Annotated in this window: 24 protein-coding genes; 6 read left to right on the plus strand and 18 right to left on the minus strand. The window is 71.4% G+C overall.

Going from position 1 to position 23,288, the window contains the following annotated elements; genetic code table 11:
• Positions 1-2: 2 nt before the first annotated feature.
• The 5 genes from QSK36_RS10660 to QSK36_RS10680 all read right to left on the minus strand — a co-directional run bounded on the left by QSK36_RS10660 (position 3) and on the right by QSK36_RS10680 (position 3,894).
• Entirely contained in the window at positions 3-887 is an 885-nt protein-coding gene (locus QSK36_RS10660; RefSeq protein ID WP_183537387.1) for an ABC transporter ATP-binding protein, read from the minus strand.
• A gap of 120 nt (positions 888-1,007) precedes the next feature.
• Positions 1,008-1,574 carry a hypothetical protein gene (locus QSK36_RS10665; protein WP_285782251.1) on the minus strand — a complete coding sequence of 189 codons (567 nt, stop codon included), beginning with the start codon at positions 1,572-1,574 and terminating at the stop codon, positions 1,008-1,010.
• Between the two features lie 55 nt (positions 1,575-1,629).
• Positions 1,630-2,475, minus strand: coding sequence for an ATP phosphoribosyltransferase (gene hisG / locus QSK36_RS10670; protein ID WP_183537383.1), 846 nt, complete (start codon positions 2,473-2,475; stop codon positions 1,630-1,632).
• Between the two features lie 61 nt (positions 2,476-2,536).
• Entirely contained in the window at positions 2,537-2,800 is a 264-nt protein-coding gene (locus QSK36_RS10675; protein WP_030507281.1) for a phosphoribosyl-ATP diphosphatase, read from the minus strand.
• Positions 2,801-2,928: 128 nt separating this feature from the next.
• Positions 2,929-3,894 (minus strand): acetylxylan esterase, encoded by a 966-nt coding sequence (locus tag QSK36_RS10680; RefSeq protein ID WP_183537380.1) that lies wholly within the window; start codon positions 3,892-3,894, stop codon positions 2,929-2,931.
• A 331-nt stretch (positions 3,895-4,225) separates the two neighbouring features.
• Between QSK36_RS10680 and QSK36_RS10685 the strand changes: the two genes are divergently transcribed.
• The 3 genes from QSK36_RS10685 to QSK36_RS10695 all read left to right on the plus strand — a co-directional run bounded on the left by QSK36_RS10685 (position 4,226) and on the right by QSK36_RS10695 (position 7,495).
• The gene (locus QSK36_RS10685; RefSeq protein ID WP_183537378.1) at positions 4,226-5,482 is read left to right on the plus strand and encodes an extracellular solute-binding protein; all 1,257 of its coding nucleotides are present in this window, start codon (positions 4,226-4,228) and stop codon (positions 5,480-5,482) included.
• Between the two features lie 139 nt (positions 5,483-5,621).
• A complete protein-coding gene (locus QSK36_RS10690; RefSeq protein WP_182902075.1) occupies positions 5,622-6,536 on the plus strand; it encodes a carbohydrate ABC transporter permease in 915 nt (304 codons plus the stop codon).
• On the plus strand, positions 6,536-7,495 hold the full coding sequence (locus tag QSK36_RS10695; RefSeq protein ID WP_285782252.1) for a carbohydrate ABC transporter permease: 960 nt from the start codon (positions 6,536-6,538) through the stop codon (positions 7,493-7,495). Before QSK36_RS10690 ends, QSK36_RS10695 begins: the two co-directional genes overlap by 1 nt.
• Here the strand turns inward: QSK36_RS10695 and QSK36_RS10700 are convergent.
• The 11 genes from QSK36_RS10700 to QSK36_RS10750 form a co-directional block, all read right to left on the minus strand.
• Entirely contained in the window at positions 7,458-9,281 is a 1,824-nt protein-coding gene (locus QSK36_RS10700) for an alpha/beta fold hydrolase (RefSeq protein WP_285782253.1), read from the minus strand. The two genes, QSK36_RS10695 and QSK36_RS10700, sit on opposite strands and share 38 nt — an antisense overlap.
• Positions 9,278-9,493, minus strand: coding sequence for a hypothetical protein (locus QSK36_RS10705; protein ID WP_285782254.1), 216 nt, complete (start codon positions 9,491-9,493; stop codon positions 9,278-9,280). Before QSK36_RS10705 ends, QSK36_RS10700 begins: the two co-directional genes overlap by 4 nt.
• A gap of 334 nt (positions 9,494-9,827) precedes the next feature.
• Entirely contained in the window at positions 9,828-11,390 is a 1,563-nt protein-coding gene (locus tag QSK36_RS10710; protein ID WP_285782316.1) for a DEAD/DEAH box helicase, read from the minus strand.
• 403 nt (positions 11,391-11,793) lie between these two features.
• Positions 11,794-12,183 (minus strand): metal-sulfur cluster assembly factor, encoded by a 390-nt coding sequence (locus QSK36_RS10715; RefSeq protein ID WP_139573118.1) that lies wholly within the window; start codon positions 12,181-12,183, stop codon positions 11,794-11,796.
• A 67-nt stretch (positions 12,184-12,250) separates the two neighbouring features.
• A complete protein-coding gene (gene sufU / locus QSK36_RS10720) occupies positions 12,251-12,688 on the minus strand; it encodes a Fe-S cluster assembly sulfur transfer protein SufU (RefSeq protein WP_139573119.1) in 438 nt (145 codons plus the stop codon).
• A 3-nt stretch (positions 12,689-12,691) separates the two neighbouring features.
• On the minus strand, positions 12,692-13,954 hold the full coding sequence (locus tag QSK36_RS10725) for a cysteine desulfurase (protein ID WP_183537372.1): 1,263 nt from the start codon (positions 13,952-13,954) through the stop codon (positions 12,692-12,694).
• Positions 13,954-14,703, minus strand: coding sequence for a Fe-S cluster assembly ATPase SufC (gene sufC / locus QSK36_RS10730; protein ID WP_183537370.1), 750 nt, complete (start codon positions 14,701-14,703; stop codon positions 13,954-13,956). The genes QSK36_RS10725 and sufC overlap by 1 nt, the downstream gene beginning before the upstream one ends.
• A gap of 6 nt (positions 14,704-14,709) precedes the next feature.
• Positions 14,710-15,039 carry a non-heme iron oxygenase ferredoxin subunit gene (locus QSK36_RS10735; RefSeq protein ID WP_139573122.1) on the minus strand — a complete coding sequence of 110 codons (330 nt, stop codon included), beginning with the start codon at positions 15,037-15,039 and terminating at the stop codon, positions 14,710-14,712.
• Positions 15,036-16,160 carry a Fe-S cluster assembly protein SufD gene (gene sufD / locus QSK36_RS10740; protein WP_285782255.1) on the minus strand — a complete coding sequence of 375 codons (1,125 nt, stop codon included), beginning with the start codon at positions 16,158-16,160 and terminating at the stop codon, positions 15,036-15,038. Before sufD ends, QSK36_RS10735 begins: the two co-directional genes overlap by 4 nt.
• On the minus strand, positions 16,160-17,572 hold the full coding sequence (gene sufB / locus QSK36_RS10745; protein ID WP_030507291.1) for a Fe-S cluster assembly protein SufB: 1,413 nt from the start codon (positions 17,570-17,572) through the stop codon (positions 16,160-16,162). Before sufB ends, sufD begins: the two co-directional genes overlap by 1 nt.
• Positions 17,569-18,321 carry a helix-turn-helix transcriptional regulator gene (locus QSK36_RS10750; RefSeq protein ID WP_139573246.1) on the minus strand — a complete coding sequence of 251 codons (753 nt, stop codon included), beginning with the start codon at positions 18,319-18,321 and terminating at the stop codon, positions 17,569-17,571. Before QSK36_RS10750 ends, sufB begins: the two co-directional genes overlap by 4 nt.
• Positions 18,322-18,658: 337 nt before the next feature.
• On the opposite strand from QSK36_RS10750, the gene QSK36_RS10755 reads away from it, so the two are divergent.
• The 3 genes from QSK36_RS10755 to QSK36_RS10765 all read left to right on the plus strand — a co-directional run bounded on the left by QSK36_RS10755 (position 18,659) and on the right by QSK36_RS10765 (position 21,472).
• On the plus strand, positions 18,659-19,615 hold the full coding sequence (locus QSK36_RS10755; RefSeq protein WP_285782256.1) for an ABC transporter ATP-binding protein: 957 nt from the start codon (positions 18,659-18,661) through the stop codon (positions 19,613-19,615).
• A 56-nt stretch (positions 19,616-19,671) separates the two neighbouring features.
• Positions 19,672-20,388, plus strand: a complete 717-nt coding sequence (locus tag QSK36_RS10760) for an ABC transporter permease (RefSeq protein WP_183537522.1) — start codon at positions 19,672-19,674, stop codon at positions 20,386-20,388.
• A 172-nt stretch (positions 20,389-20,560) separates the two neighbouring features.
• The gene (locus QSK36_RS10765) at positions 20,561-21,472 is read left to right on the plus strand and encodes an EamA family transporter (RefSeq protein WP_183537350.1); all 912 of its coding nucleotides are present in this window, start codon (positions 20,561-20,563) and stop codon (positions 21,470-21,472) included.
• Between the two features lie 23 nt (positions 21,473-21,495).
• Here QSK36_RS10765 and QSK36_RS10770 read toward each other — a convergent pair whose 3' ends face one another.
• Positions 21,496-22,443, minus strand: a complete 948-nt coding sequence (locus tag QSK36_RS10770; RefSeq protein WP_285782257.1) for a GNAT family N-acetyltransferase — start codon at positions 22,441-22,443, stop codon at positions 21,496-21,498.
• Between the two features lie 71 nt (positions 22,444-22,514).
• A complete protein-coding gene (locus tag QSK36_RS10775; RefSeq protein WP_285782258.1) occupies positions 22,515-23,240 on the minus strand; it encodes a GntR family transcriptional regulator in 726 nt (241 codons plus the stop codon).
• Positions 23,241-23,288: the final 48 nt, after the last annotated feature.

Genomic DNA, 23,288 nt, shown 5'->3' on the forward strand with positions numbered 1-23,288 from the left:
CGTCAGGCCTCCTTGGTGAGGGCGAGGAAGGCGTCCTCCAGGTCGGCCCCGTGGAGCTGGAGGTCGCGGATGTCGAGGGTGGTCTTGCGGTACAACGCGGCGACGGTGGCGTCGAGGTCGCTGGTGCGCAGCGTGACCCGGCCGCCCTGGAGTTCCACGCCGGTCGTCCCCGGCAGGGCGTCGAGCCCGGCGACCGGCTGCTCGCCCAGCAGGAAGCTCACCGCCTGACCGGCGACCCCGGCCTTGATCTCAGCGGCGGTGCCGTCGGCGACGACCCGGCCGCGGGCGATCACGACGACCCGGTCGGCGTTCTCGTCGGCCTCCTCCAGATAGTGGGTGGCGAACAGGATCGTCCGGCCCCGCGCGGCGTACGCCCGCATGTTGTCCCAGAACGTACGGCGGGACTCGACGTCCATGGCCGCGGTCGGCTCGTCGAGCAGCAGCAGCCTCGGCCCGCCGGCGATCGCCAGCGCGAACCGGACCCGCTGGGTCTGGCCGCCGGACAGCCGGTCGGCCCGCCGCCGGGCGAGCTCGGTGAGGTCGGCGAGCCGGAGGATCTCCTCCAGCGGCAGCGGACGCGGGTAGAGCCGCCGGACGAAGTCCACGGTCTCGGCGACCGTCAGCTCGGGGATCAGCGCGCCCTCCTGGAGCATCGCGCCGATCTCCCCGTTGGCGACCGCCGTCTCCGGCGGCTCGCCGAAGACCCGGATCTCGCCGGAGCTGGGCCGCAGCAGGCCCAGCAGCATGTTGATCGAGGTGGACTTCCCGGCCCCGTTCGGCCCGAGGAGGGCGACCGTGGCGCCGCCCGGGACCTCCAGGTCGAGGCCGTCGACCGCGAGCACGTCCCCGTACCTCTTGGTGACGTCGGTGAAGGCGATGGCGTTCATGCCCTCACGGTAGGGATCGGGCGGGTCCGATCATCAGTGCCGCGTCTCCGGCCTTCGCGGTGACATTTGTCATCCGCCTCCCTCCCCGTACGAGAGGGGAGGGAGGAGGCACAGGGGTCGTCAGGCCACTCGTCTCAGGTCCATCTGGAAGTTCTGCCGCCAGGTGACGCCGCCGTCGAGGGTGTACTCACCGACCTCGTGCCACGTTCTGCCGGTGAAGCGCAGGGTGTACCGGATGGTGGGCCCCCCGGTGTGAAGGCTCCATTGGAAGAAGTGGTCGTCGACCACGGGCACGGACTCGGTGACGTGCCCCTGGGAGAACGCCTCCCACCGGTACTGTCCGGTCTCGTCGCTGTAGCCGACGACCGCGAGCGCGGTGTCCACGATCCTGCTCGGATCGGTCTTGTCCCGCCCCTGGCCCTCCACCGTGAGCACCTGGCCGCCCGCCTTGTAGGCCACCTTTTCGGTCTGGAGGAACTCCTGCCGGCCGGAGGCGGTGTCGACCCATCCCGAACCGGCCCATCGCCCGACCATGAAATCGAGCCTGCGGATCGCGTCGAGTTGCGTCGCAGGGACGTCCGCCGTCCCCGCACTGGTCGCCGAGTGCTCCGCCGCGACGGCGGGCGCGCCCGCCGCGAGGGTGAGCGCGCAGATCAACGGCACCAGCAGACGATGTAATCGCATCATGACGCGATCTTGGCACACGGCGCGCCACGGTGACAGCGGGTCGAAAAAGCCTGATTCAGAGGCGGCAGGCGAAGATGGCGGTGACGAGGATCGCCTTGGCGCCGATCTCCCAGAGCTGGTCCATCACCTGCTGGTGGCCCTTGCGCGGGACCATCGCCCGCACGGCCACCCAGCCCTCGCGGTGGAGCGGGGAGACGGTCGGCCCCTCCATGCCGGGGGTGATGGCGATGGCCTCGTCGATGCGCTCGGCTCGGATGTCGTAGTCGATCATCACGAAGTCGCGGGCCACGAGCACGCCCTGCAGGCGGCGGATGAGCTGCTGGAAGCCGTTGGCCTCGGGGGCGCCGGCCCGCTTGATCAAGATGGCCTCGGAGTGCGCGATCGGCTCGCCGAACACCTCCAGGCCGACGTTGCGCAGCGTCGTGCCGGTCTCCACCACGTCGGCGACCGCGTCGGCGACGCCGAGCCTGATCGCCGTCTCGACCGCGCCGTCGAGCTTGATGACCCGGGCGTCCACGCCCTGGTCGGCGAGGTGCTTGCCGAGCAGCCCGGCGTACGAGGTGGCGATGCGCAGGCCGGACAGGTCGGCGACGCCGGAGTAGGCGCCCGCCGTGGAGGCGAAGCGGAACGTCGACCGGCCGAACCCGAGCGGCATGACCTCCTCGGCCGGGGCGCCGGAGTCGAACAGCATGTCGCGCCCGGTGATGCCGGCGTCGAGAGTGCCCTCGCCGACGTAGACGGCGATGTCGCGCGGGCGGAGGAAGAACAGCTCGCAGGAGTTCTCGGAGTCGACGACCACGAGCTCCTTGCTGTCCCTGCGCTGGCGGTAGCCCGCCTCCTTCAGCATGGTCTGGGCCGCCTCGGAGAGCGCGCCCTTGTTCGGTACGGCGATGCGCAGCATGAGTGGGAGATCCTTTCGGGCAAGAACGAGGTCGATGGACGATCTGTGGCCGCCGCGGCGGCTACAGATGCTTGTAGACCTCGTCCAGCCCGATTCCGCGCGCCAGCATCAGGACCTGGACGTGGTAGAGCAGCTGCGAGATCTCCTCGGCCGCCCGGTCCGCCGACTCGTGCTCGGCCGCCATCCAGCTCTCCGCGGCCTCCTCGACGACCTTCTTGCCGATGGCATGGACGCCGGCGTCCAGGGCGGCCACGGTGCCGGACCCCGCGGGCCGGGTGCGCGCCTTCTCTGCCAGCTCGGCGTACAGCTCTTCGAAGGTCTTCATGGTCTCTCTCGGGTCGTGTGCCTGCGCGTTCAGGGTATCGGCCCCAGGGTAGTCGCGGGGGCGGGCCACCGCGCCCCGCGTCCACCCTGCGAGATCGGGCCCCTGCTCGGGCCCCTGCGAGACCGGGTTCAGCCGAGGATCTTCCTGGCCAGCCTGAGCTGCTCGAGCGCCTGCTGCGACTCCCCGCCCTCGTGGCCGTTGAACGGCCAGACCGTGATGTCCTTGGGGCCGGCGTAGTGGTTGTAGGCCCCGAAAACGGTCGAGGCCGGGGTGACCCCGTCGCGCAGGGCGACGGAGAACCGGGCGGGCGTGCGGGCCCGCGCCGCGAAGTGCAGTCCGTCGAAGTAGCCGAGGGTCGCGAAGATGTCCTCGACCCGCGTCCTGTGGATCCCGCAGAACCGGCCCAGCTCGCCGTACGGGTCCTCGTCGGTGATCTCGACGGCGCGCCGGATGTCGCACATGAACGGCACGTTGACGAACGCGTAGGCGAGGTCCGGCACGAGCGCGGCGGCGGCCAGCGCCATGCCGCCGCCCTGGCTGCCGCCGGCCACGACGACCCGCCCGGCGTCCACCAGGGGGTGCGATCTGGCCGCCTCGACCGCGCGCACGACATCGGTGTAGAGCCGCCGGTAGTAGTAGTCGTCCCGGTCGAACACACCCTGGGTGAGCTTGCCGGGGATCTGCGCGCCGTTGCCGCCCACCGGATCGGGGGTGTCGCCCGAGCGCCAGGTGCCGCCCTGCCCACGGGTGTCCATCACGAACGTCGCGTATCCGGCGGCCGGCCACAGCAGCCAGTCGTGCGGCCGGCCGCGGCCGCCGCCGTACCCGATGAACTCCACCACGCACGGCAACGGTCCCGACGCGCCCGCGGGCGCGATGAACCACCCCTTGATCGGATGCCCGCCGAATCCCGCGAACGTCACATCGGCCACGTCGACCAGCGCGAGGTCGGCCTCGTACGGCTCGAAGACCGGGTTCAGGTCGTGCACGCGGGCTTCGGCGAGCGTGCGGTCCCAGAAGGCGTCGAAGTCGGCGGGCTCCCGGCGCTCGGGCAGGTACGCGCGCAACTGGTCAAGGGGCATGTCGACGAACATGGGGGCTCCCGTGGGGTGGTCGGCCTGGCTCGTGTACGCCGCAAGGTTACACAAGTGCCCTGTTTCAGACTTCTGACCCGGTTAAGAGTCGTCGACGGGAATCCGCCTCACCGCCCTTCACCCATCTGAACTGGGATATCGCGCCTTGAACGGCGTGACGTCCGGATTGACGGGATGAAACGCCCTCTTGAAACTAATCCGGTTTAGTGCTGGACTCTGCACGAATTCGAAGCGTGGGAGGTGCGCCGCGCGGGCAGGGCCTCGCGGCCGGCCGCCTCTCGGGGGGCACGACATGTCAGTCGATCACTTTCCGTAGAGATCGGAGACGTCCATGCGACGAACGACGGCGGCCACCTGCGCCGCCCTGATCGCCGCCTTCGGCGCGGGCTGCGCGACCAGCGGCACCTCGGAGACCAAGCAGGCCGACGCGAACGCCCCCGCCGCGATCACATGGTGGTCCACCGGGGGCGACGACGAGAGCGCGGCCTTCCAGAAGGCGGCCGACCTGTACACGAAGTCGCACCCCAACGTGACGATCAAGGTGCAGACGCTGGCCTGGGACGACGCGTACGCCAAGCTGCTGGCGGCCTCGACCAGCCGCAGCGGGCCCGACATCATCTCCGGCGGCATGACCTGGACCATCCAGTTCGGCCTGCGCGGCGGCATGGTCGACCTGCGCAAGTACGGAATCGAGCAGCTCCAGGCCCAGGCGCAGCCCGCCCAATGGAAGTCGGCCGTCTCCCCCGACGGCACCGTCTACGGCATCCCGCTCGACATGTCCACCGAGGCGCTCTATTACCGGACCGACCTGTTCGACAAGGCCGGGCTCAAGGAGCCGCCCAAGACCTGGGAGGAACTGACCGCCGACATCGAGAAACTCAAGAAGTCCGGGGTGAAGACGCCGTTCAGCATCGACTGGGGCAACCTCGACTGGATCGGCTACTTCAACTTCCTCTACCAGGCCGGCGGCAGCTTCTACACGCCGGACTGCAAGCCCTCGCTCGACACCCCGCAGGCCGAGCAGGCGCTGTCGTACTGGATCGACCTGCACCGCAAGTACGGCGCGCCGACCGACACGGTGACGACCTCGGACGCGCTCGACCAGGGCATCGCGATGGTCTACGGCGGCAACTGGAACGCCTTGGGCATCGACACCAGCAAGCCCAAGATGAAGGGCAAGTGGGCGATCGCCCCGCTGCCGGCCGGTCCGGCGGCGCCCACGACCTTCATCGGCGGGCGGGCCGTCGGGGTCACCTCGTACAGCAAGCACATCCAGCAGGCGGCGGACTTCGTGAAGTTCCTCTACACCGACGAGGCCGTCGACGCGGTGACGGCGGAGTCGAAGGCCCGCAACATCGCCTACATCCCGCCCCGCCCGGACAAAATCGCCGACTCCCCGTTCACGCCGGAGCACTCGGCGGTGTTCGCGGAGATCATCAAGACCGGCGCCGCGGCGCCCGGATGCCCCGGCTGGGACGAGAGCGCGTCCGACGTCGCCAAGCAGTTCCAGGCCGCGATCCTGGGCAAGGCCGACGTGAAGACGGCCCTGGCCGAGGCCGCCAAGGTCATGGAGCGCAACGCCGGATAGCCGGGACGGCCGTGGCTCGCCGGTGACGCCTGACCCCTCACCGGCCCCGGCCTCCGTCCTCCGCACCTGCCCGGGCCGGTGCCGCCCGACCCCGCACCGGCCCGGGTCCGCCCACGGTTTCCTCCGGATGGAGAACGACATGGCAACCCACGCCGCCGCGCCCCGGCAACGATGGCGCCGCTACGGCACCTCCTATCTGATGCTGCTGCCGTTCCTCGGCCTGTTCGCCGGGTTCCTGGTCTGGCCTTTGGCCAACTCGCTCTACCTCAGCTTCACGAAGTTCGACGGGGTGAACGCCCCCGAGTTCCAGGGCCTGGAGAACTTCCGGCGCCTGCTGTTCGACGACGACCGGTTCCGGCACGCCCTCGGCAACACGTTCGTCTACGTCGTGGCGTCCGTCGGGATCGGCACGCTGCTGTCGCTCGGCCTCGCGCTGGCCTTCAGCGGGTCGAGCTGGCCGCACCGCATCATGCGGACGATCTTCTTCCTGCCCTCGGTGACCTCGTCGATCGCGCTCATGCTGCTCTGGAAGTGGATCTTCAACCCCGGCGACTTCGGCCTGGCCAACACCGCCGTGACCTGGTTCGGCGGCAGGGCCGTCGAATGGCTCGCCACCCCCGGGCTCACGATCCCCATCCTCGTGCTCATGTCGGTGTGGGGCGGGATGGGCTACGGGATGGTCCTGTACGTCGCCGGGCTCAACACGATCCCGCAGGAGTACTACGAGGCGGCCCGCATCGACGGCGCCGGCACCTGGCAGCAGTTCCGCCGGGTGACGCTGCCGCTGCTGCGCCCGGTCACCACGTACGTGGTCGTGACCGGCCTGATCGGAGCCTTCCAGGTCTTCGAAGCCGTCTACATCGTGTTCCGGGGCACCAACAACATCGGCGGCGTGCTCGACTCGGGCCTGATGATCGTTCCCTACCTCTACGACCAGGGCTTCACGCACTTCAAGCTCGGCTACGCCTCGGCCGTCGCCTGGGTGCTCTTCCTGATCATCTTCGCCCTCAGCATGGTCAACCTCCGCATCGGCCGCGCCCTGAAGGAGCTGTGATGGCCGTCGCCCCCACGACCACACCGATCGTCGCCGACCCGGGCGCCGCGCCCCGGCAGGCGCCCGCCGCCGGGGCGGGCACCACCTGGCGCGGCCACCTGCTGCGCCTGCCGTTCTACCTGCTGTCACTCACCATGATCGCGCCGTTCTACTGGATGCTGATCACGGTGTTCAAGCCGGTGACGGAGCTGAACCGGCAGCCGCCGTCGTTCGTGCCTGAGCATCCCACGCTGAACAACTTCTACGACCCCGGCTACTCCCCCACCCAGGTCAACCCCGGCCATCTCCAGGGCATCTTCCAGCGGTTCCAGGTGGACTTCGGGTTCGGCCGCTTCATGTTCAACAGCCTGGTGATCACCGTCGCGGTCACGGTCGGGTCGCTGCTGGTCGCCTCGCTGGCGGCGTACGTGATCACCAAGCATCGGGTGCCGGGGCGGCGGCTGATCTTCCTGCTGATCGTCGCCTCGATGATGGTGCCCTGGCAGACCACCCTGGTGCCGAACTACGTCATCATGCGGAACCTGGGCTGGCTGGACACCTACCAGGGCTACATCGTCCCGGCGCTGGCCAAGGCGTTCGTGCTATTCTTCCTGGTGCAGTTCCTCCACTCGATCCCGGACGAGCTCATCCAGGCCGCCCGGGTCGACGGCGCCGGGGAGTGGCGCATCTGGTGGCAGATCGTGCTGCCGCTGCTGCGGCCGGCCCTCGCCGCGATGTCGATCTTCATCGTGCTCGCGGAGTGGAACAACTTCCTCTGGCCGCTGATCATCGTGCAGAGCGACGAGATGGCGAACATCCCGGTCGCGCTGGCCCGCCTCAACTCCTACTTCACGGGCGCGCAGAACCAGGGCGCGATCATGGCGGGCGGCCTGCTCGCCTCCCTGCCGTCGATCGCCTTCTTCCTCGCCTTCCAGCGCTACTTCACCCGCGGGATCGTGCTGAGCGGCCTGAAGGGCTGAACGGCTCGCGCCCCCGGGGACGGGTTCCGAGCGCGACGGCTCGGGCGACCTCCTCGGGGTGCGTCAGCTGGGGGTGATGGCCCGCGCCCGCAATCACCGTCACGGTGGCCCGCGGGAGCGTGTCCAGAAGGGCCCGCCCTTCCGTACCGAGAGGGTCGCGGGAGCCCACGACGACGTGCACGTGTCCCGGGTAACGCGTCAGCTCGGCCCGGAGGTCCGCCCTCCACCGGGGCGACGCCGTGGCGGCCAGGAGCCGGGCGGCGGTGGCGGCGGCGCCGCGGCGCAGATCCGCCACGCTCGAGTGGAGGGCGGCCGCGTGCGCCGGGTCTCCGGTGAGCCGCTCGGCCAGCGCCCGGGGTGAGACCCGGTCGAGGTACCGACGGGCCAGGAGCCGGGCGGCGCGAGCGGGGCGCGCCAGGAGGAAGAACGGCGCCACGAGCGTGAGCCGGTCCACCTCGTCCGGATGGGCGGCCGCGGCCTCGACGGCGGCTGCGGCGCCGATGGAGTGACCGACCAGGTGGCGTGCGCCGGTCTGGGTGACGAGGGCGGTCAGCCAGGACGGCCAGTCGTCGCGGCCTCCCGCGCTCATCCCCAGCCCCGGCAGGTCGGCGGCGCGGGCCTGGCCCAGCGCCGCGACGACCGGCGCCCAGGTGTCGGCGTTGACCGGCAGGCCCGGCAGCACCACCGTGGGCGCGCCCGGCTCGCCGAGCTCGAACGTCCGCACCCCTGCCGGGCCGGTGAACCGTCTGCCGCCGGCGGGGGCGTCCCCGAACCGGCTCGCCGCCAGGTGGTCGGCCCAGCGGCGGATCGTCGTCGCGGTGTCCGGCATGGTCAGCCCGTGACGGGCGGCGAAGGCCCGCGCCGAGCCGGTGGGATAGCGGTCGCTCGACAGGAACGTCAGCGTCTCCGGGTCGGCCTTCGTGAGCCGGCGGGGCAGGCGCTTCAGCACGGCTACCGGAACCCGCGCCCGGGGCGCCTTGACCCGGTAGTGCTCCGCGACGAGCGCGAGCAGGCCGGGCAGGGCGGGCGTGTCGTCGTCCAGCAGCCAGTAGGAGGCGCGCTCGGCCGTCTCGTCCACCGGCAGCAGGGTCATGAACCGGGCGAGGTAGTCGACCGCGACCACGGGGACGAACGTCCGCGCGTTCCCCGGAACCGCCGCGAGGCCGCCCCGCCAGAGGTCGCGCAGGGTCGACGCGAGCCCAAGGTACTGGCCGGACTCACCGGTGACGCTGTCGCCGATCACGCTGGCCGGATTGACGACCGACCAGGGAACGCCCAGCCGCTCCGCCTCGGACTGGAAGACGGCGTCCGCCTCCACCTTGGACGCCTCGTACGCGCCCAGGGCCCGGTAGGTCTCCCGCCGCTGCTCCTCGCTCCAGGGGCGGGGGTCCTGCCCGCCCACGCGATACCCGGAGACGTGGACGAGGCGGCGCAGCCGCGGCAGTCGCGCCGCGAAGGCGACGACCGCGCGGACGCTGCCGACGTTGGCACGGCGGGCCTCGTCCGCCGGCATGCCGAACCGGTAGGCGCCGGCGCAGTTGTAGACCTCCGTGACGTCGTCGAGCTCCCCCTCGATCAGCGACGGCGTCGTGAAGTCGACCCGGAGGTCGGCCGGGGCCTCGTCATGCCCGTGCTCGGCCAGCCAGCGGGCGAGCCGCCGGTAGGACTCGTGGCTCCGGCCGGCCGTGCTCACCCGGACGCCGGCCTGACCCAGCGCGAGCACCAGGTGGCGTCCGACGAAGCCGGTCGCGCCCAGGACCAGCGCGTGCCGGTCCCCGGCGCTCACGACGACACCTCCGTACGCTCACCCAGGGACGCCTCGTTGTCGTGGAAGGCGCCGTCGAGCGGTACGGCGTGCGCCCGGGCCGCGCAGTGCGGCGTCACCCCCGGCATGAATGCCGGAGCACCGCGGACCAAGCGACAGCCCTGCCGCTGGATCAGCTCGGGCATCGACTCCACCAGCCGAGCACTGGTCTCGGCTCCTTCGGTTCCAGCCATGCGAGGAGAATAGACCGGTCTACATATTTTCTTCAAGCGAGCGTCCGCCGCCTGGGCAGGCTGTAGCGTCCGGCTGTGACGGAGGATGAGTTCTGGACTCTGGTTGAGAGCGCCCGCCGGGATGGCGGGGGCGTGCTGGCTGATCAGGTCCAGCTGCTGCGGGAGTTCTTCCTGCAACGTGGTTCGACCGGGTCTGGCGGAGTTCGTGGGTTCGGCAGGAGTGCCGAGGTAGCCGCCCCGGGCCCCGGTTGAGGGACGGCCCGCACATGCCACCGGGCCGCCCGTACGGACGGCCCGGTGGAGGTGGTGCTCAAGGCAGCGTGGTGAGGAGGATTCAGCGGCCGGTGAAGCGGCTTCCGCGGCCGCGGCGCCCGCCCTGGCCACCGTATCCGCCCTGACCGCTGTATCCGGCCTGGCTCCCATACCCGGCCTGACCACCGTGCCCGGCCTGGCCGCCGTGTCCGCCCGTGCGGCCACGGCGGTGGCCGCCGCCGGTCTCGGCGCGGCCGTCGGCCCGGCCGTCGCCGGTCCAGGGACCGCGAGGCCGCTCGCCCTGCTCGGACCGCCTGCGCCGGCCGTCGCCGTCACCCGGACGGTCGGCGCCGCGATGACGGTCTCCGCCGTGCCGTCGGCGGCCGGGCGCCCGGTCGTCCCGCGCGGGCCGCAGCGGCCTGCGCACGTCGGGCTCCCACACGGGAACGGCCGCGCCGTTCGGCCGCCGGGCCCCGGCGATCTCGGCCAGGATCGGATCGCCCGGCGCCACCCGGTGACGGGACGGGCTCACCCCCGCCTTGCGGGTCATCGACTCGGTGGCGCGGCGCTCGCTCGGCAGGACCAGCGTCAGCACCACGCCGCGCTCGCCCGCGCGGGCCGTACGGCCGCCCCGGTGCAGGTAGCTCTTGTGGTCGGCCGGCGGGTCCACGTGCAGCACGAGGCTCACGTCGTCCACGTGGATGCCGCGGGCGGCGACGTCGGTGCAGACGAGCACCCCGATGGTGCCCTCGCGGAACCCGTCGAGGATGCGGGTGCGCTGGTTCTGCCGCTTGCCGCCGTGCAGACCGCCCGCACGGACCCCCGACCGGGCGAGTTGCTTCACGACGCGGTCGACGCCGTGCTGGGTGCGGACGAACAGGATCGTACGGCCGTCCCGGTTGGCGATCTCCGCCGTCACGTCCGCCTTGTCGTCGCGGTGCACCTGGAGCAGGTGGTGCTCCATCGTCTCCACCGAGGAGGTGGCCGGGTCCAGGGAGTGGATCACCGGGTCGGTCAGGAAGCGCTTGACCAGCGTGTCCACGTCACCGTCGAGCGTCGCGGAGAACAGCAGGCGCTGCCCGTCGGCGGGCGTGCGCGCGAGCAGCGCGCTGACCACGGGCAGGAACCCGAGGTCGCACATGTGGTCGGCCTCGTCGAGGACGGTGACCTGGACGTCGTCCAGCGCGCACTCGCCCTGCTCGATGAGGTCGGTGAGGCGGCCGGGCGTGGCGACGACGACGTCGACCCCCCGGCGCAGGTCTTCGATCTGGCGGCCCATGGACATACCGCCGACGACCGTGCGGGTGCGCAGCGACAGCCCGCGGCCGAGTGGTTCGAGGGCGTCGGCCACCTGCAGGGCCAGTTCGCGGGTGGGCACCAGGACGAGGGCCCGGGGTCGGCCGGGGCGTGCCTTCTCCCCCGCGATCCTGGTCAGCGTGGGCAGGCCGAAGGCGAGCGTCTTGCCGGAGCCGGTCTGGCCCCGGCCGAGGACGTCGTACCCGGCGAGGATGTCGGGGATGGCCGCCCGCTGGATCGGGAACGGCGCGGTGATGCCCTGCCGGGCCAGCCCCGCCACGAGCGGCTTGGGCAGACCCAGCAGTGCGAACTCGGCGCGGGTCTCGGTGCCCTCACCGAGGTCAAGCATGGTCACGAAATCGTGCCTTTCGTAGAAAGAACGTGCCGGAACACGTGGGCGCGTCACTTCTGCGAAAGGACGAGCCTGTACAGGTACGGCAGGCGAGCCGTACCGATCGGGGCGCCGCGGGCCGGAGAATGAAGCGGCCTGCGCCCGGGTGATGCCGTGAGCGCGTCCCGCAGAAGTGGAGACCGCCGGGTGGCGGCATCCCACGGACGCCCGTCACTCACGTCGCACAAAGCAAAGCAAAGAACCACTGTACGGCATTCCCGCGCCGCGACGGCGATTTGCCGGGCGGACGGCGGCGGGAGCGCCGCGTCGTGAACGCTCCGGGAAACGATCGCCGGAACGCGTGTGTCCGGGGCGCGAGGCCCCGGACACACGGGTGGCAGGACCGACCCGGTCCGGCCGGTCAGACGTTGAAACCGAGCATGCGAAGCTGGTCGCGGCCCTCGTCGGTGATCTTGTCGGGACCCCACGGCGGCAGCCAGACCCAGTTGATGACCACGTTGGAGACCAGGTCGGCGAGCGCCGAGTTGGCCTGGTCCTCGATCACGTCGGTCAGCGGGCAGGCGGCGCTGGTCAGCGTCATGTCGATGGTGGCGATCGGGCGCTCGCCCTCGCCGGCCGGGTCGAGGTTGACGCCGTAAACGAGGCCGAGGTCCACCACGTTGATCCCCAGCTCGGGGTCGACGACGTCCTTCAGCGCCTCGAGCACGTCGTCAAGGGAGCTCTCCCCGTCGTAGGTCCCGGTCGCCGCCTCGGTCGCGGTTCCCGTCGGGGTCTCGGTCGGCTTGCTCACGTCGTCTCCTCACCTCGCGGCGCCCGCGGGGCGGCGCCGTACTTCCCAACGCGGCCGGGGCGGCCGGTCATCCCTGGCTCCTCATCAACGCGTCCTTGTAGGCCATCCAGGCCAGCAGCGCGCACTTGACGCGGGCGGGGAACTTCGCCACACCGGCGAACGCCACCGCGTCGCCCAGCACGTCCTCGTCGGGCTCCACCTGGCCCCTGCCCTGCATGAGCCGGGTGAACTCCTCCACCACCGACAGCGACTCCTCCACCGTGGAGCCGGTGGCGAGCTCGTGCAGCACCGAGGCGGCGGCCTGGCTGATGGAGCAGCCCTGGCCGTCGTAGGACACGTCGAGCACCTTGCCGCCGTCGGCCACCTTCACCCGCAGCGTCACCTCGTCGCCGCAGGTGGGGTTGACGTGGTGCACCTCCGCGTCGTACGGATCACGCAGGCCCCGCCCCTGGGGATGCTTGTAATGCTCCAGGATCAGCTCCTGGTACATGGATTCACCGATCATGGCTCAGCCGAACACCTTCTGCACGTGGTGGAGGCCGCGGACCAGCGCGTCGATCTCGGCCGTCGTGTTGTACAGGTAGAAAGACGCCCGCGTGGTCGCCGGAATTCCGAACCTGAGGTGGAGCGGCCGGGCGCAGTGATGACCTACCCGCACCGCGATCCCGTACACGTCGTCGAGGATCTGCCCCACGTCGTGCGGGTGGATCCCCTCCAGCGTGAACGAGATCGTGCCGCCACGGGCGATGGGCGTGCGCGGGCCGATGATCCTGAGCCCGGGGACCTCCGGCAGCGCCTCCAGCGCGTACGCGACCAGTTCCTTCTCGTGCGCCTTGATCTGGTCCATGCCGACGGCGGTCAGGTAGTCGGCCGCCGCGCCGAGGCCGATCGCCTCGACGATGGGCGGCGTTCCCGCCTCGAACTTGTGCGGCACCGGCGCGTACGTCGAGCGGTCCATCCAGACCGCCTCGATCATCTCGCCGCCGCCGAGGAACGGCGGCATGGCGTCGAGCAGCTCGCGGCGGCCCCACAGCACGCCGATGCCGGACGGCCCGACCATCTTGTGGCCGGTGAACGCGACGAAGTCGACGCCCAGCTCGGTCACGTCCACGGGCTGGTGGGGCACCGACTGCGACGCGTCGAGCATCATCAGCGCGCCGACCTCGCGCACGCGGGCCAGGATCGGCGAGACCGAGTTGACCGTGCCGAGCACGTTCGACTGGTGCGCGATCGAGACGATCTTCGTACGCTCGTTGACCAGCTCCTCCAGGCCCCCGACGTCGAGGCGGCCCTCGTCGGTCACGGGGAACCAGCGCAGCGTCGCGCCGGTCCGCTGCGCGAGCAGCTGCCACGGCACGATGTTGGAGTGGTGCTCCATCTCCGAGATGACGATCTCGTCGCCGGGGCCGAGCCGGAACCGCTCGTCCTCGCCGACGGGGTTGCCGAAGGCGTACGCCACGAGGTTGAGGGCCTCGGAGGCGTTCTTGGTGAAGACGATCTCGTCACGCGACGGGGCCTTCACGAACGCGGCGATCTTGTCGCGCGCGGCCTCGTACGCCTCCGTCGACTCGCTGCCCAGCACGTGCAGCGCCCGGCCGACGTTGCCGTAGTGCCAGGTCAGGTGATCGCGCATGGTCTCGATCACCTGGGTCGGCTTCTGGGAGGAGTTGCCGGAGTCGAGGTAGACCAGCGACCTGCCTCCGGGGAGTTCGCGGCCGAGGACCGGAAAGTCCTTCCTGATCCTCTCCACGTCGAAGCCGGGCGCACTCATCAGGCGGACGCCGCCTTCGTGTAGGACTCGTAGCCCTCGGACTCCAGCTTGTCGGCCAGCTCGGGGCCGCCCTCCTCGACCACGCGCCCGCCGGCGAAGACGTGGACGAAGTCCGGCTTCACGTAGCGCAGGATGCGGGTGTAGTGGGTGATCAGCAGCACGCCGGTGTCACCGGAGGCGCGGAACCGGTTGATGCCCTCGGACACGACGCGCAGGGCGTCGACGTCGAGGCCGGAGTCGGTCTCGTCCAGCACCGCGATCTTGGGCTTGAGCAGCTCCAGCTGGAGGATCTCGTGGCGCTTCTTCTCGCCGCCGGAGAAGCCCTCGTTGGTGTTGCGCTGGGCGAAGGCCGGGTCGATGGACAGCGCGTCCATGCCCCCCTTCAGCTCCTTGGCGAACTCGCGCAGCTTGGGCGCCTCGCCGCGGACCGCGGTGATCGCCGAGCGCAGGAAGTTCGACACGCTGACGCCGGGCACCTCGACCGGGTACTGCATGGCGAGGAACAGGCCGGCGCGGGCGCGCTCGTCCACCGACATCTCCAGCAGGTCCTCGCCGTCGAGCAGCACGGTGCCGGAGGTGACGGTGTACTTGGGGTGCCCCGCGACGGCGTACGCCAGCGTGGACTTGCCCGAGCCGTTGGGGCCCATGATGGCGTGCGTCTCGCCGCTGCGGACCGTCAGGTCGACGCCGCGCAGGATCTCCTTGTCGCCCACGGCGACGTGCAGGTCACGAATCTCAAGGGTGGACACTTGTATTTACTCCTTCGAGAGCGAGACGTACACGTCGTCGCCTTCGATCTTGACTCGGTAGACGTTGACGGGCCTGGTCGCGGGCGGCCCGGTGGGCTTGCCGCTGCGCAGGTCGAAGCAGGAGCCGTGCAGCCAGCACTCCAGCGTGTGGTCGTAGACCTCGCCCTCGCTGAGGCGGACCTCGGCGTGGGAGCACACGTCGTGCAGGGCGAAGACCTCGCCGCCGGTCCGCACCAGCGCGACCGGCGTCTCCCCGACCTCCAGGCCGATGACGCCGCCGTCGGGGATGTCGCCGACCTGGCAGACCTTCTCCCAGTGGGCGGTCTCGGCGCTCATCGAGCCAGCTCCGCCTCGACCGCGGACAGGACGCGCTCGCGGATCTCCGGCACCTCGATCTTCTCCAGCAGCTGGGCGAAGAAGCCGTGGATGACCAGGCGGCGGGCCTCGTCGAACGGGATGCCGCGGGCCTGCAGGTAGAAGATGTGCTCGTCGTCGAGGCGGCCGGAGGCGGACGCGTGGCCCGCTCCCGCGACCTCGCCGGTGAGGATCTCCAGGTTCGGCACCGAGTCGGCGCGGGCGCCGTCGGTGAGGATGAGGTTGCGGTTCAGCTCGTAGGTGTCGGTGCCCTCGGCCTCGGCCCGGATGATCACGTCGCCGATCCAGACCGCGTGGGCGCCGTCGCCCTGCAGCGCGCCCTTGTAGGTCACGTTGCTGCGGCAGTTGGGCACGCTGTGGTCCACCAGCAGGCGGTGCTCCAGGTGCTGGCCCTCGTCCACGAAGTACAGGCCGGTCAGGTCGGCGTCGCCGCCCGGGGCGGTGTACGACACCGAGGGCGACAGCCGTACGAGGTCGCCGCCGAGGGTGACCACGAACGAGCGGAACGTCGCGTCCTTGCCGAGCCGCGCGTGGTGGTGGGAGACGTGCACGGCGTCGTCGTCCCAGTCCTGCAGGCTGACGACCTTGAGCGTCCCTCCCTCGGCCACGTCGAACTCGACGTTGTCGGCGTAGACGGCGCTGCCGCGGTGGTCCAGGACCAGCACGGCCTCGGCCATCGGCTCCACCGACACGAGGATGTGCCCGTAGGCGGCGGCGCCCGCCCCGGACCCCCGCAGCGTGATCACGGTGGGCCGGGAGGCGGCCGTCATCTTCGGCACCGTGACGACGGTGGCCTTCTCGAACGACGAGTAGGCCTGCGCGCTCACCCGGTCGGCCGGCGTGTAGGCCTTGCCGATCCGGGCGTCGTCACGGCCGACGGTCTCGACGCGCACCTCGGGCGCCGCCTCGACGTCCACCACGACGCCGCCGGTGACGGCGGCCGTGCCGTTGTGCAGCCCCTTCAGCCGCGACAGCGGCGTGAAGCGCCACTCCTCCTCGCGGCCCGTCGGCACCGGGAAGTCGGCCACGTCGTACGACGACTTCTCGTGCAGCGTCGACAGCGGCTTGGTCTCCAGGCCCATCAGCCGACCGCTCCTTCCATCTGCAGCTCGATCAGGCGGTTGAGCTCCAGGGCGTACTCCATGGGCAGCTCGCGGGCGATCGGCTCGACGAAGCCGCGCACGATCATGGCCATCGCCTCGTCCTCGCCGAGGCCGCGGCTCATCAGGTAGAAGAGCTGGTCCTCCGACACCTTCGAGACCGTGGCCTCGTGGCCCATCGACACGTCGTCCTCGCGGACGTCCACGTAGGGGTAGGTGTCGGAGCGGCTGATCTGGTCGACCAGCAGCGCGTCGCACTTGACGGTCGAGGCCGAGCCGGCCGCGCCCTCCTCGATCTGCACCAGGCCCCGGTAGGACGTGCGGCCGCCGCCGCGCGCCACGGACTTGGAGATGATCGTCGAGGACGTCTTGGGCGCGAGGTGCACCATCTTGGCGCCCGCGTCCTGGTGCTGGCCCTCGCCGGCGAAGGCGACCGACAGCGTCTCGCCCTTGGCGTGCTCGCCCATCAGGTAGACGGCCGGGTACTTCATCGTGACCTTGGAGCCGATGTTGCCGTCGATCCACTCCATGGTCGCGCCCTCGTACGCCACCGCGCGCTTGGTGACCAGGTTGTAGACGTTGTTCGACCAGTTCTGGATCGTCGTGTAGCGGCAGCGGGCGCCCTTCTTCACGACGATCTCGACGACCGCCGAGTGGAGCGAGTCGGACGAGTAGATCGGCGCGGTGCAGCCCTCGACGTAGTGGACGTAGGAGTTCTCGTCCACGACGATCAGGGTCCGCTCGAACTGGCCCATGTTCTCGGTGTTGATCCGGAAGTAGGCCTGCAGCGGGATCTCGACGTTCACGTTCGGCGGCACGTAGATGAACGAGCCGCCCGACCACACGGCGGTGTTGAGCGCGGCGAACTTGTTGTCGCCCACCGGGATCACCGTGCCGAAGTACTCCTTGAAGAGCTCCTCGTGCTCGCGCAGGCCGGTGTCGGTGTCGACGAAGATGACGCCCTTCTCCTCGAGGTCCTCACGGATCTTGTGGTAGACGACCTCGGACTCGTACTGGGCGGCGACGCCGGCGATGAGGCGCTGCTTCTCCGCCTCCGGGATGCCGAGCTTGTCGTAGGTGTTCTTGATGTCGGGGGGTAGCTCGTCCCAGGACGCGGCCTGCTTCTCCGTCGAGCGGACGAAGTACTTGATGTTGTCGAAGTCGATGCCCGTGAGGTCAGAGCCCCAGGTCGGCAGCGGCTTCTTCCCGAACAGCCGAAGGCCCTTGAGGCGCAGGTCGAGCATCCACTCCGGCTCGTTCTTGAGCGCGGAGATGTTGCGGACGACCTCTTCGGACAGCCCACGCCGGGCGGTGGCCCCGGCCACGTCCGTGTCGGCCCAGCCGAACTTGTAATTCCCGAGGCCTTCCAGCTCCGGGCGGTCGGTGACAGTCACCTTCCGGACTCCTTGCTCGTCGATGTGCTCGATAGATGTGCGGCCGATAGATCGGCGATCGATGAATCGGCGGTCGATAGATCGGGACGCGCGTGCCGTGCGGCGAGCGCGTGTGAACTCACGTGGGTGGTGCAGACCCCGTCGCCGTTGGCGATCGTGGCGAGCCGCTGCACCGGCGTGCCCAGCAGCCGGGCGAAGGCCTCGGTCTCCGCCTCGCACAGCTGCGGGAACTGCGCCGCGACGTGCGCGACCGGGCAGTGATGCTGGCACAGCTGCTCGCCGCCCTTGCCCGTCGCGGACGCCGACGCCGCGTAGCCCTCGGTGGACAGCGCCTCGGCCAGCACGCGGACCCGCTGGTCGGCGGGGACCTCGCGCATCAGCGCCTCGAGCCGGCCGACCAGCCCGGACACCTGCGCCCGCGCGAACTCCGACACCGCCTCGCCGCCCAGGCGCTCGGCCAGGAAGCGCAGCGCGCTGCCGGCGAGGTCGTCGTAGGCGTGGACGAAGGCGCTGCGCCCCGCGTCGGTGATCGCGAACATCTTCGCCGGCCTGCCGCGCCCCCGCTGGGCGCGCGGGCGGGCCGTACGCGGCTCTATCATGCCCTCGGCCAGCAGCGCGTCGAGATGGCGGCGCACCGCGGCCGGGGTCAGCCCGAGCCGCTCACCGAGCGCCGCCGCGGTCACCGGGCCGTGCTCCAGGATGAGACGCGCCACCCTGGCCCGGGTGCCGCGCTCGGCACTGATGTCCATGTGCACAGGGGATGCCGGAACGGGCCGTGTCACCACGGCCTTCTCGGCGTTCTGCTTCCCCTGCACGTTTTTCACAACATCAGTGTGCCGTAATTCCTTCCCCGGCGACAAACCCAAGGCGGGGTCGGCGGAGATGCAATTTCTCGCGCAGGTAAGCCTTACCTAACCTGCGACGATGGGACTTTTCCGCATCCTTTGCCTCCCTGGGCTGGAATGGCGGCACTCGCCGACGAGAGCGCGCCTCCCGCTCCCTAGACTCGATGCCGTCGACGACTGACAGGGCGGCCCGCATCCGGCCCGCTCCGGCGGTCGGTCCTGCGAGGGGAGGCCGGTGGGAGTGCCGGGGGTTGACAGCACGTTCGAGAGCACGCTCGGCAGCGCGGGCGACGGCGCGCCGGCGGTCGAGATCGACGGGCTGGTCAAGCGCTACGGAGGCACCACGGCCATTGACGGGCTGACCCTCACCTGCGCGCGGGGCGCCGTCACGGCGATCCTCGGGCCGAACGGCGCGGGCAAGACCTCCACGATCGAGATCTGTGAGGGCTTCCGGCGGCCGGACGGCGGGACCGTGCGCGTGCTCGGCCTGGACCCGGCCGACCCCGCCCTGAGGCCGCGCCTGGGGATCATGCCTCAGACGGGAGGGGTGCCTCCCGCCGCCCGCGCGGGCGAGTGGCTGCGGGTGGTCTCCCGGTTCTACGCCCACCCGCTCGACCCCGACGCCCTGCTCGGCGTGCTCGGCCTGACCGGCCACACGCGCACGCCGTACCGGCGGCTGTCGGGCGGCCAGCAGCAGCGCCTGTCGCTCGCGGCGGCGGTGATCGGGCGGCCTGAACTGGTCTTCCTGGACGAGCCGACCGCCGGGCTCGACCCGCAGGCACGGCACGCCTGCTGGGACCTCGTGGCCGCGCTGCGCGCCGCCGGGGTGTCGGTGGTGCTGACGACCCACCAGATGGACGAGGCCGAGAAGCTCTCCGACCACGTTGTGGTCATCGACCACGGCCGGGTGGTGGCCGAGGGCACGCCCGCGTCGCTGACCGGCGCCGAGCGCCAGCTCAGGTTCCGCGCCCGCCCGGGACTCGACCTGGAGGAACTGCTGGCCGCGCTGCCGCCGGGCAGCGCCGCCAAGGAGTCGCCCTCGGGGCACTACATCATCGAGGGGCAGGTCGGCCCGCAGCTGCTCGCCACCGTCACCGCCTGGTGCGCCACCGAGGGCGTCACCACCGAGGACCTGCGCATCGAGCGGCGCACGCTGGAGGACGTCTTCCTCGAACTGACCGGCAGGGAGCTGCGGTGAGCACGATCGCCACGCTGGACCTCACGCCGCGGCCGGGAGCCGCGCCGCTGCACCGGATGGTCCTCGCCCAGGCGGGCGCGGAGATCCGGGCCATGCTGCGCAACGGCGAGCAGCTCCTGCTCACGATGATCATCCCGATCCTGCTGCTTGTCGGCTTCTCCACCGCTCCGCTGGTGGACATCGGCGGCGGCGCGCGCGTCGACTTCGTCGCCCCCGGCATCCTCGCGCTCGCGGTCATGTCGACCGCGTTCACCGGGCAGGCGATCGCGACCGGCTTCGAGCGCAGGTACGGCGTGCTCAAGCGCCTGGGCGCGACCCCGCTCTCGCGGGCCGGGCTGCTGCTGGCCAAGACCGTCGCGGTCGTCGCCGTGGAGGCGCTGCAGGTCGTGGTGATCGTCGCGGTGGCGCTCGCGCTCGGCTGGTCGCCGCACGGCGACCCGCTGTGGGCCGTGCCGCTCCTGTTGCTGGCCACGGCGGCCTTCAGCGGCCTCGGCCTGCTCATGGCCGGCACACTGCGGGCGGAGGCCACGCTGGCCGGGGCCAACCTCGTCTACCTGGTGCTGCTCGGGCTCGGCGGCGTGCTGTTCCCGCTGGACCGGTTCCCTGCCGGGGTGCAGCACGTGCTCGGGCTGCTGCCGATCAGCGCGCTCACCTCCGGCCTGCGGACCGTCCTGAGCGACGGCGGCGGCTTCCCCGGCGGCGCGCTGCTCGTGCTGCTGTGCTGGACGGTGGCCGCGCTCGCCCTGGCCGCCCGCACGTTCCGCTGGGAGTGACACCCGGGCCGCCGGAATGACACGGGGCCGCCGGAATGACACCGGAGCGGCCGGAAATGACACCGGACCGCTGGGAGTGACGACGCCGGGGGCCCTACCTGCGGCCTGACGGTCGGCGCATATGATTGCGGACGTTTGTCCGTGATCAATGCCATTTTGTGGGGTCGCCGGCATGACCGCTGAATCCCTTCCGGGAGCCGAGCCGTATCGCATGAGGCCGTCGCCGGGCAGGGCCCTGCGGGCCGCCTCGGACGCGATACCGCCGTCGGGGCTGGTGCTGCTGGGCATCCTGTCGGTCCAGGTGGGCGCCGGGCTGGCCAAGAACCTGTTCACGCAGCTGCCCCCTTCGGCCGTGGTCTTCCTGCGCATCGCCACCAGCGCCGTCATGCTGCTGGCCGTCGTCCGGCCCAGGGTGCGCGGGCTGTCGCGGCGCGACCTCGCCGTCGGCGTCGCGTTCGGGCTCAGCCTCGGCCTGATGAACCTTTCGTTCTACGAGGCCCTCGCCCGGCTGCCGATCGGGATCACGGTGGCCATCGAGTTCATCGGGCCGCTCACCCTGGCCGTGGTGTCCTCCCGCCGCCGGCTCGACCTGCTGTGGGTGGCGCTGGCCGCCGCGGGCGTGATCCTGCTCGCCCCCTGGGGAGGGGCGGGCACCGCGAGCTGGATCGGCATCGGGTTCGCGGCGCTGGCGGGGGCGTGCTGGGCCGCCTACATCGTGTTCTCCGCGGCCACCGGCGCCCGCTTCCCCGGAGCGAGCGGGCTGTCGTTCGCCATGATCGTGTCCACGATCGTCGTCGCGCCCATCGGGGTCACCGCGGGCGGGAGCGACCTGCTGCGGCCCGAGATCCTGCTGATCGGCGCCGGGGTCGGCCTGCTCTCCTCGGTCATCCCCTACTCGCTGGAACTGGAGGCCCTGCGCCGGATGCCCAAGCGGGTCTTCGGCATCCTGATGAGCCTGGAGCCCGCCGCCGCCGCGCTCGTCGGCCTGTTCGTCCTGCACGAGGTGCTCCAGGTCCGCGAGTGGGCGGCGATCGGCTGCGTGGTCGTCGCCTCCATCGGCGCCACCCGCGCCGGCGACGGCTGAGCCGTACGGGTCAGGCCGGTGGACTACAGCCGGAGGACGGCGTCGGTCCAGGTGGACACGGGCCGGAACCCGAGCGTCCGGTTGACCGCGAGGATCGCGGCGTTCGACGCGTCGTTCGCGGTGGTCACCAGGGCGACGTCGGGCCGGTCCGCGGCCAGCAGCCGCAACGACTCCCGCTTGATCCAGGTGGCCAGGCCCCTTCCCCGGTGCGCGGCGACGACCGCCGTGTCGTCCACGCCCGCGACGGCTCCGGTGTCGGGTGACACGCGCAGCTCGGTATAGCCCGCGACCTCTCCCGCGCCGTCCAGGGCGACCGTGACGCGCTGCCGGCGGCCCCGCAGCACCAGCGCCTCCTCGAAGTCGCGTACCGTCTCGACGGTCCACCGGGGCTCGTCGGCCCCCTCCGTGTGCGGTGCGTCCGAGATCGCGTTGCGGGCCCGGGCGTACGATTCGACGAGGTCGTCCGGGGCCCGGGTGATCCACGAGCACAACCGGTATCCGGGCACCGGACGCGCGTCGCCCTCCGGCGGAAGGGTCAGCACGGAGACGATCTGGCTGTTTCCCGGCGTCGCGCCCACGGCGGCGGCGAAGGCGGCGCCGCTCGGGCCCGCGTGGCGGCCCACCAGACGGGCGCACCCGAGCGTCCGCGCGTACACGGCGACGGTCTCCAGCAGCGCCCGGCCGAGGCCGCGCCGTCGCCGGGACGGCGCCACACAGATCTCCACCGAGGCGCCCGCGGCCCCGCGGATCCACGACAGCCCGGCGTACCCGCCCTCGGCGGCTCCCCCCTCGACAACCCAGTGCAGGCGGGTCACGAGCGCCGGCGGGTGCAGCACGACGCCCCGCCACACCTGCTCGGTCACGAACGGCTCCTCCGGCGCGTCGAGGCGGTGGCACTCCGCGCGCAGGCGGTAGATCTCCGGCAGCAGATCGCGGTCGGCGGCGAGGTCGACCGGGCTCGGCGTCTCCACGCGGTGATCCTAGGAACCGCGCACCCGCCCGCGCCTCCGGTTTTCCGGAGGCCACGCCGGCCGCGTTCCGCCTACCCGTGCGGCCCGGCCTCCGGCTGCGCCGGGTCGGCCGACCAGATCGCGCGCACGTGCTGGAGATGGTGGTTCATCAGGCGCTCTGCCGCCTGGACGTCGCCGCGTACGAGGGCGTCGAGAAGGTCGAGGTGCTCACGCGCCGAGGCCGCCATCATCCGCGCGTCGGGCAGCCCGCGCAGCCCGTAGAGCCGGGCCCGGGCGCGCAGGTCCCTGACCGTCTCGACCAGCCGGGCATTGCCCGACAGGGCCAGCAGCGCGAGATGGAACCGCTGGTCGGCGGCCACGTAGGCGAGCAGGTCGCCCCTCCCGGCGGCCGAGACGATCTCCTCGGCGATCGGGCGCAGGGCCTCGGCCTCCGCGCCCCGGGACTCTCCGGCGAGCCGGGCCACCGTGGGCACCTCGATCAGCCGCCTGATCTCGATGATCTCGTCGAGGTCGCGCTCGGACACCTCCGCGACCCGGAAGCCCTTGTTGCGCAGGGCCTCGAACAGGCCCTCCTTGGCGAGGTCGAGCATCGCCTCCCGCACCGGCGTGGCCGAGACCCCGAACCTGACCGCCAGCGCGGGGGCCGAATAGACGACGCCGGGCCGCATCTCCCCGGCCACCAGCGCGTCGCGCAGCGCCTGCGCCACCTGCTCGCGCAGGTTCTGCCGCGCTCCGGCGCCCGGCGCGCGGAGGCCGTCACGCTCGCGGCCCGCCGGTCCGTCCCACGCCCCGCCCATCGACCGGCCACCGCCCTCCTCGGTCCCGTACGGCCGATCGTACCGGCC

Origin of the sequence: Microbispora sp. NBRC 16548 (assembly GCF_030268985.1) — a bacterium.
GTDB lineage: Bacteria > Actinomycetota > Actinomycetes > Streptosporangiales > Streptosporangiaceae > Microbispora > Microbispora catharanthi.

Coding starts and splice junctions, on each gene's coding strand:
- QSK36_RS10660 (WP_183537387.1), bottom strand. CDS start 887: ATGAACGCCATCGCCTTCACCGACGTCACCAAGAGGTACGGGGACGTG.
- QSK36_RS10665 (WP_285782251.1), bottom strand. CDS start 1,574: ATGATGCGATTACATCGTCTGCTGGTGCCGTTGATCTGCGCGCTCACC.
- hisG (WP_183537383.1), bottom strand. CDS start 2,475: ATGCTGCGCATCGCCGTACCGAACAAGGGCGCGCTCTCCGAGGCGGCC.
- QSK36_RS10675 (WP_030507281.1), bottom strand. CDS start 2,800: ATGAAGACCTTCGAAGAGCTGTACGCCGAGCTGGCAGAGAAGGCGCGC.
- QSK36_RS10680 (WP_183537380.1), bottom strand. CDS start 3,894: ATGTTCGTCGACATGCCCCTTGACCAGTTGCGCGCGTACCTGCCCGAG.
- QSK36_RS10685 (WP_183537378.1), top strand. CDS start 4,226: ATGCGACGAACGACGGCGGCCACCTGCGCCGCCCTGATCGCCGCCTTC.
- QSK36_RS10690 (WP_182902075.1), top strand. CDS start 5,622: ATGGCAACCCACGCCGCCGCGCCCCGGCAACGATGGCGCCGCTACGGC.
- QSK36_RS10695 (WP_285782252.1), top strand. CDS start 6,536: ATGGCCGTCGCCCCCACGACCACACCGATCGTCGCCGACCCGGGCGCC.
- QSK36_RS10705 (WP_285782254.1), bottom strand. CDS start 9,493: ATGGCTGGAACCGAAGGAGCCGAGACCAGTGCTCGGCTGGTGGAGTCG.
- QSK36_RS10710 (WP_285782316.1), bottom strand. CDS start 11,390: ATGCTTGACCTCGGTGAGGGCACCGAGACCCGCGCCGAGTTCGCACTG.
- sufU (WP_139573119.1), bottom strand. CDS start 12,688: ATGATCGGTGAATCCATGTACCAGGAGCTGATCCTGGAGCATTACAAG.
- QSK36_RS10725 (WP_183537372.1), bottom strand. CDS start 13,954: ATGAGTGCGCCCGGCTTCGACGTGGAGAGGATCAGGAAGGACTTTCCG.
- QSK36_RS10735 (WP_139573122.1), bottom strand. CDS start 15,039: ATGAGCGCCGAGACCGCCCACTGGGAGAAGGTCTGCCAGGTCGGCGAC.
- sufD (WP_285782255.1), bottom strand. CDS start 16,160: ATGGGCCTGGAGACCAAGCCGCTGTCGACGCTGCACGAGAAGTCGTCG.
- QSK36_RS10750 (WP_139573246.1), bottom strand. CDS start 18,321: ATGGACATCAGTGCCGAGCGCGGCACCCGGGCCAGGGTGGCGCGTCTC.
- QSK36_RS10760 (WP_183537522.1), top strand. CDS start 19,672: ATGGTCCTCGCCCAGGCGGGCGCGGAGATCCGGGCCATGCTGCGCAAC.
- QSK36_RS10765 (WP_183537350.1), top strand. CDS start 20,561: ATGACCGCTGAATCCCTTCCGGGAGCCGAGCCGTATCGCATGAGGCCG.
- QSK36_RS10775 (WP_285782258.1), bottom strand. CDS start 23,240: ATGGGCGGGGCGTGGGACGGACCGGCGGGCCGCGAGCGTGACGGCCTC.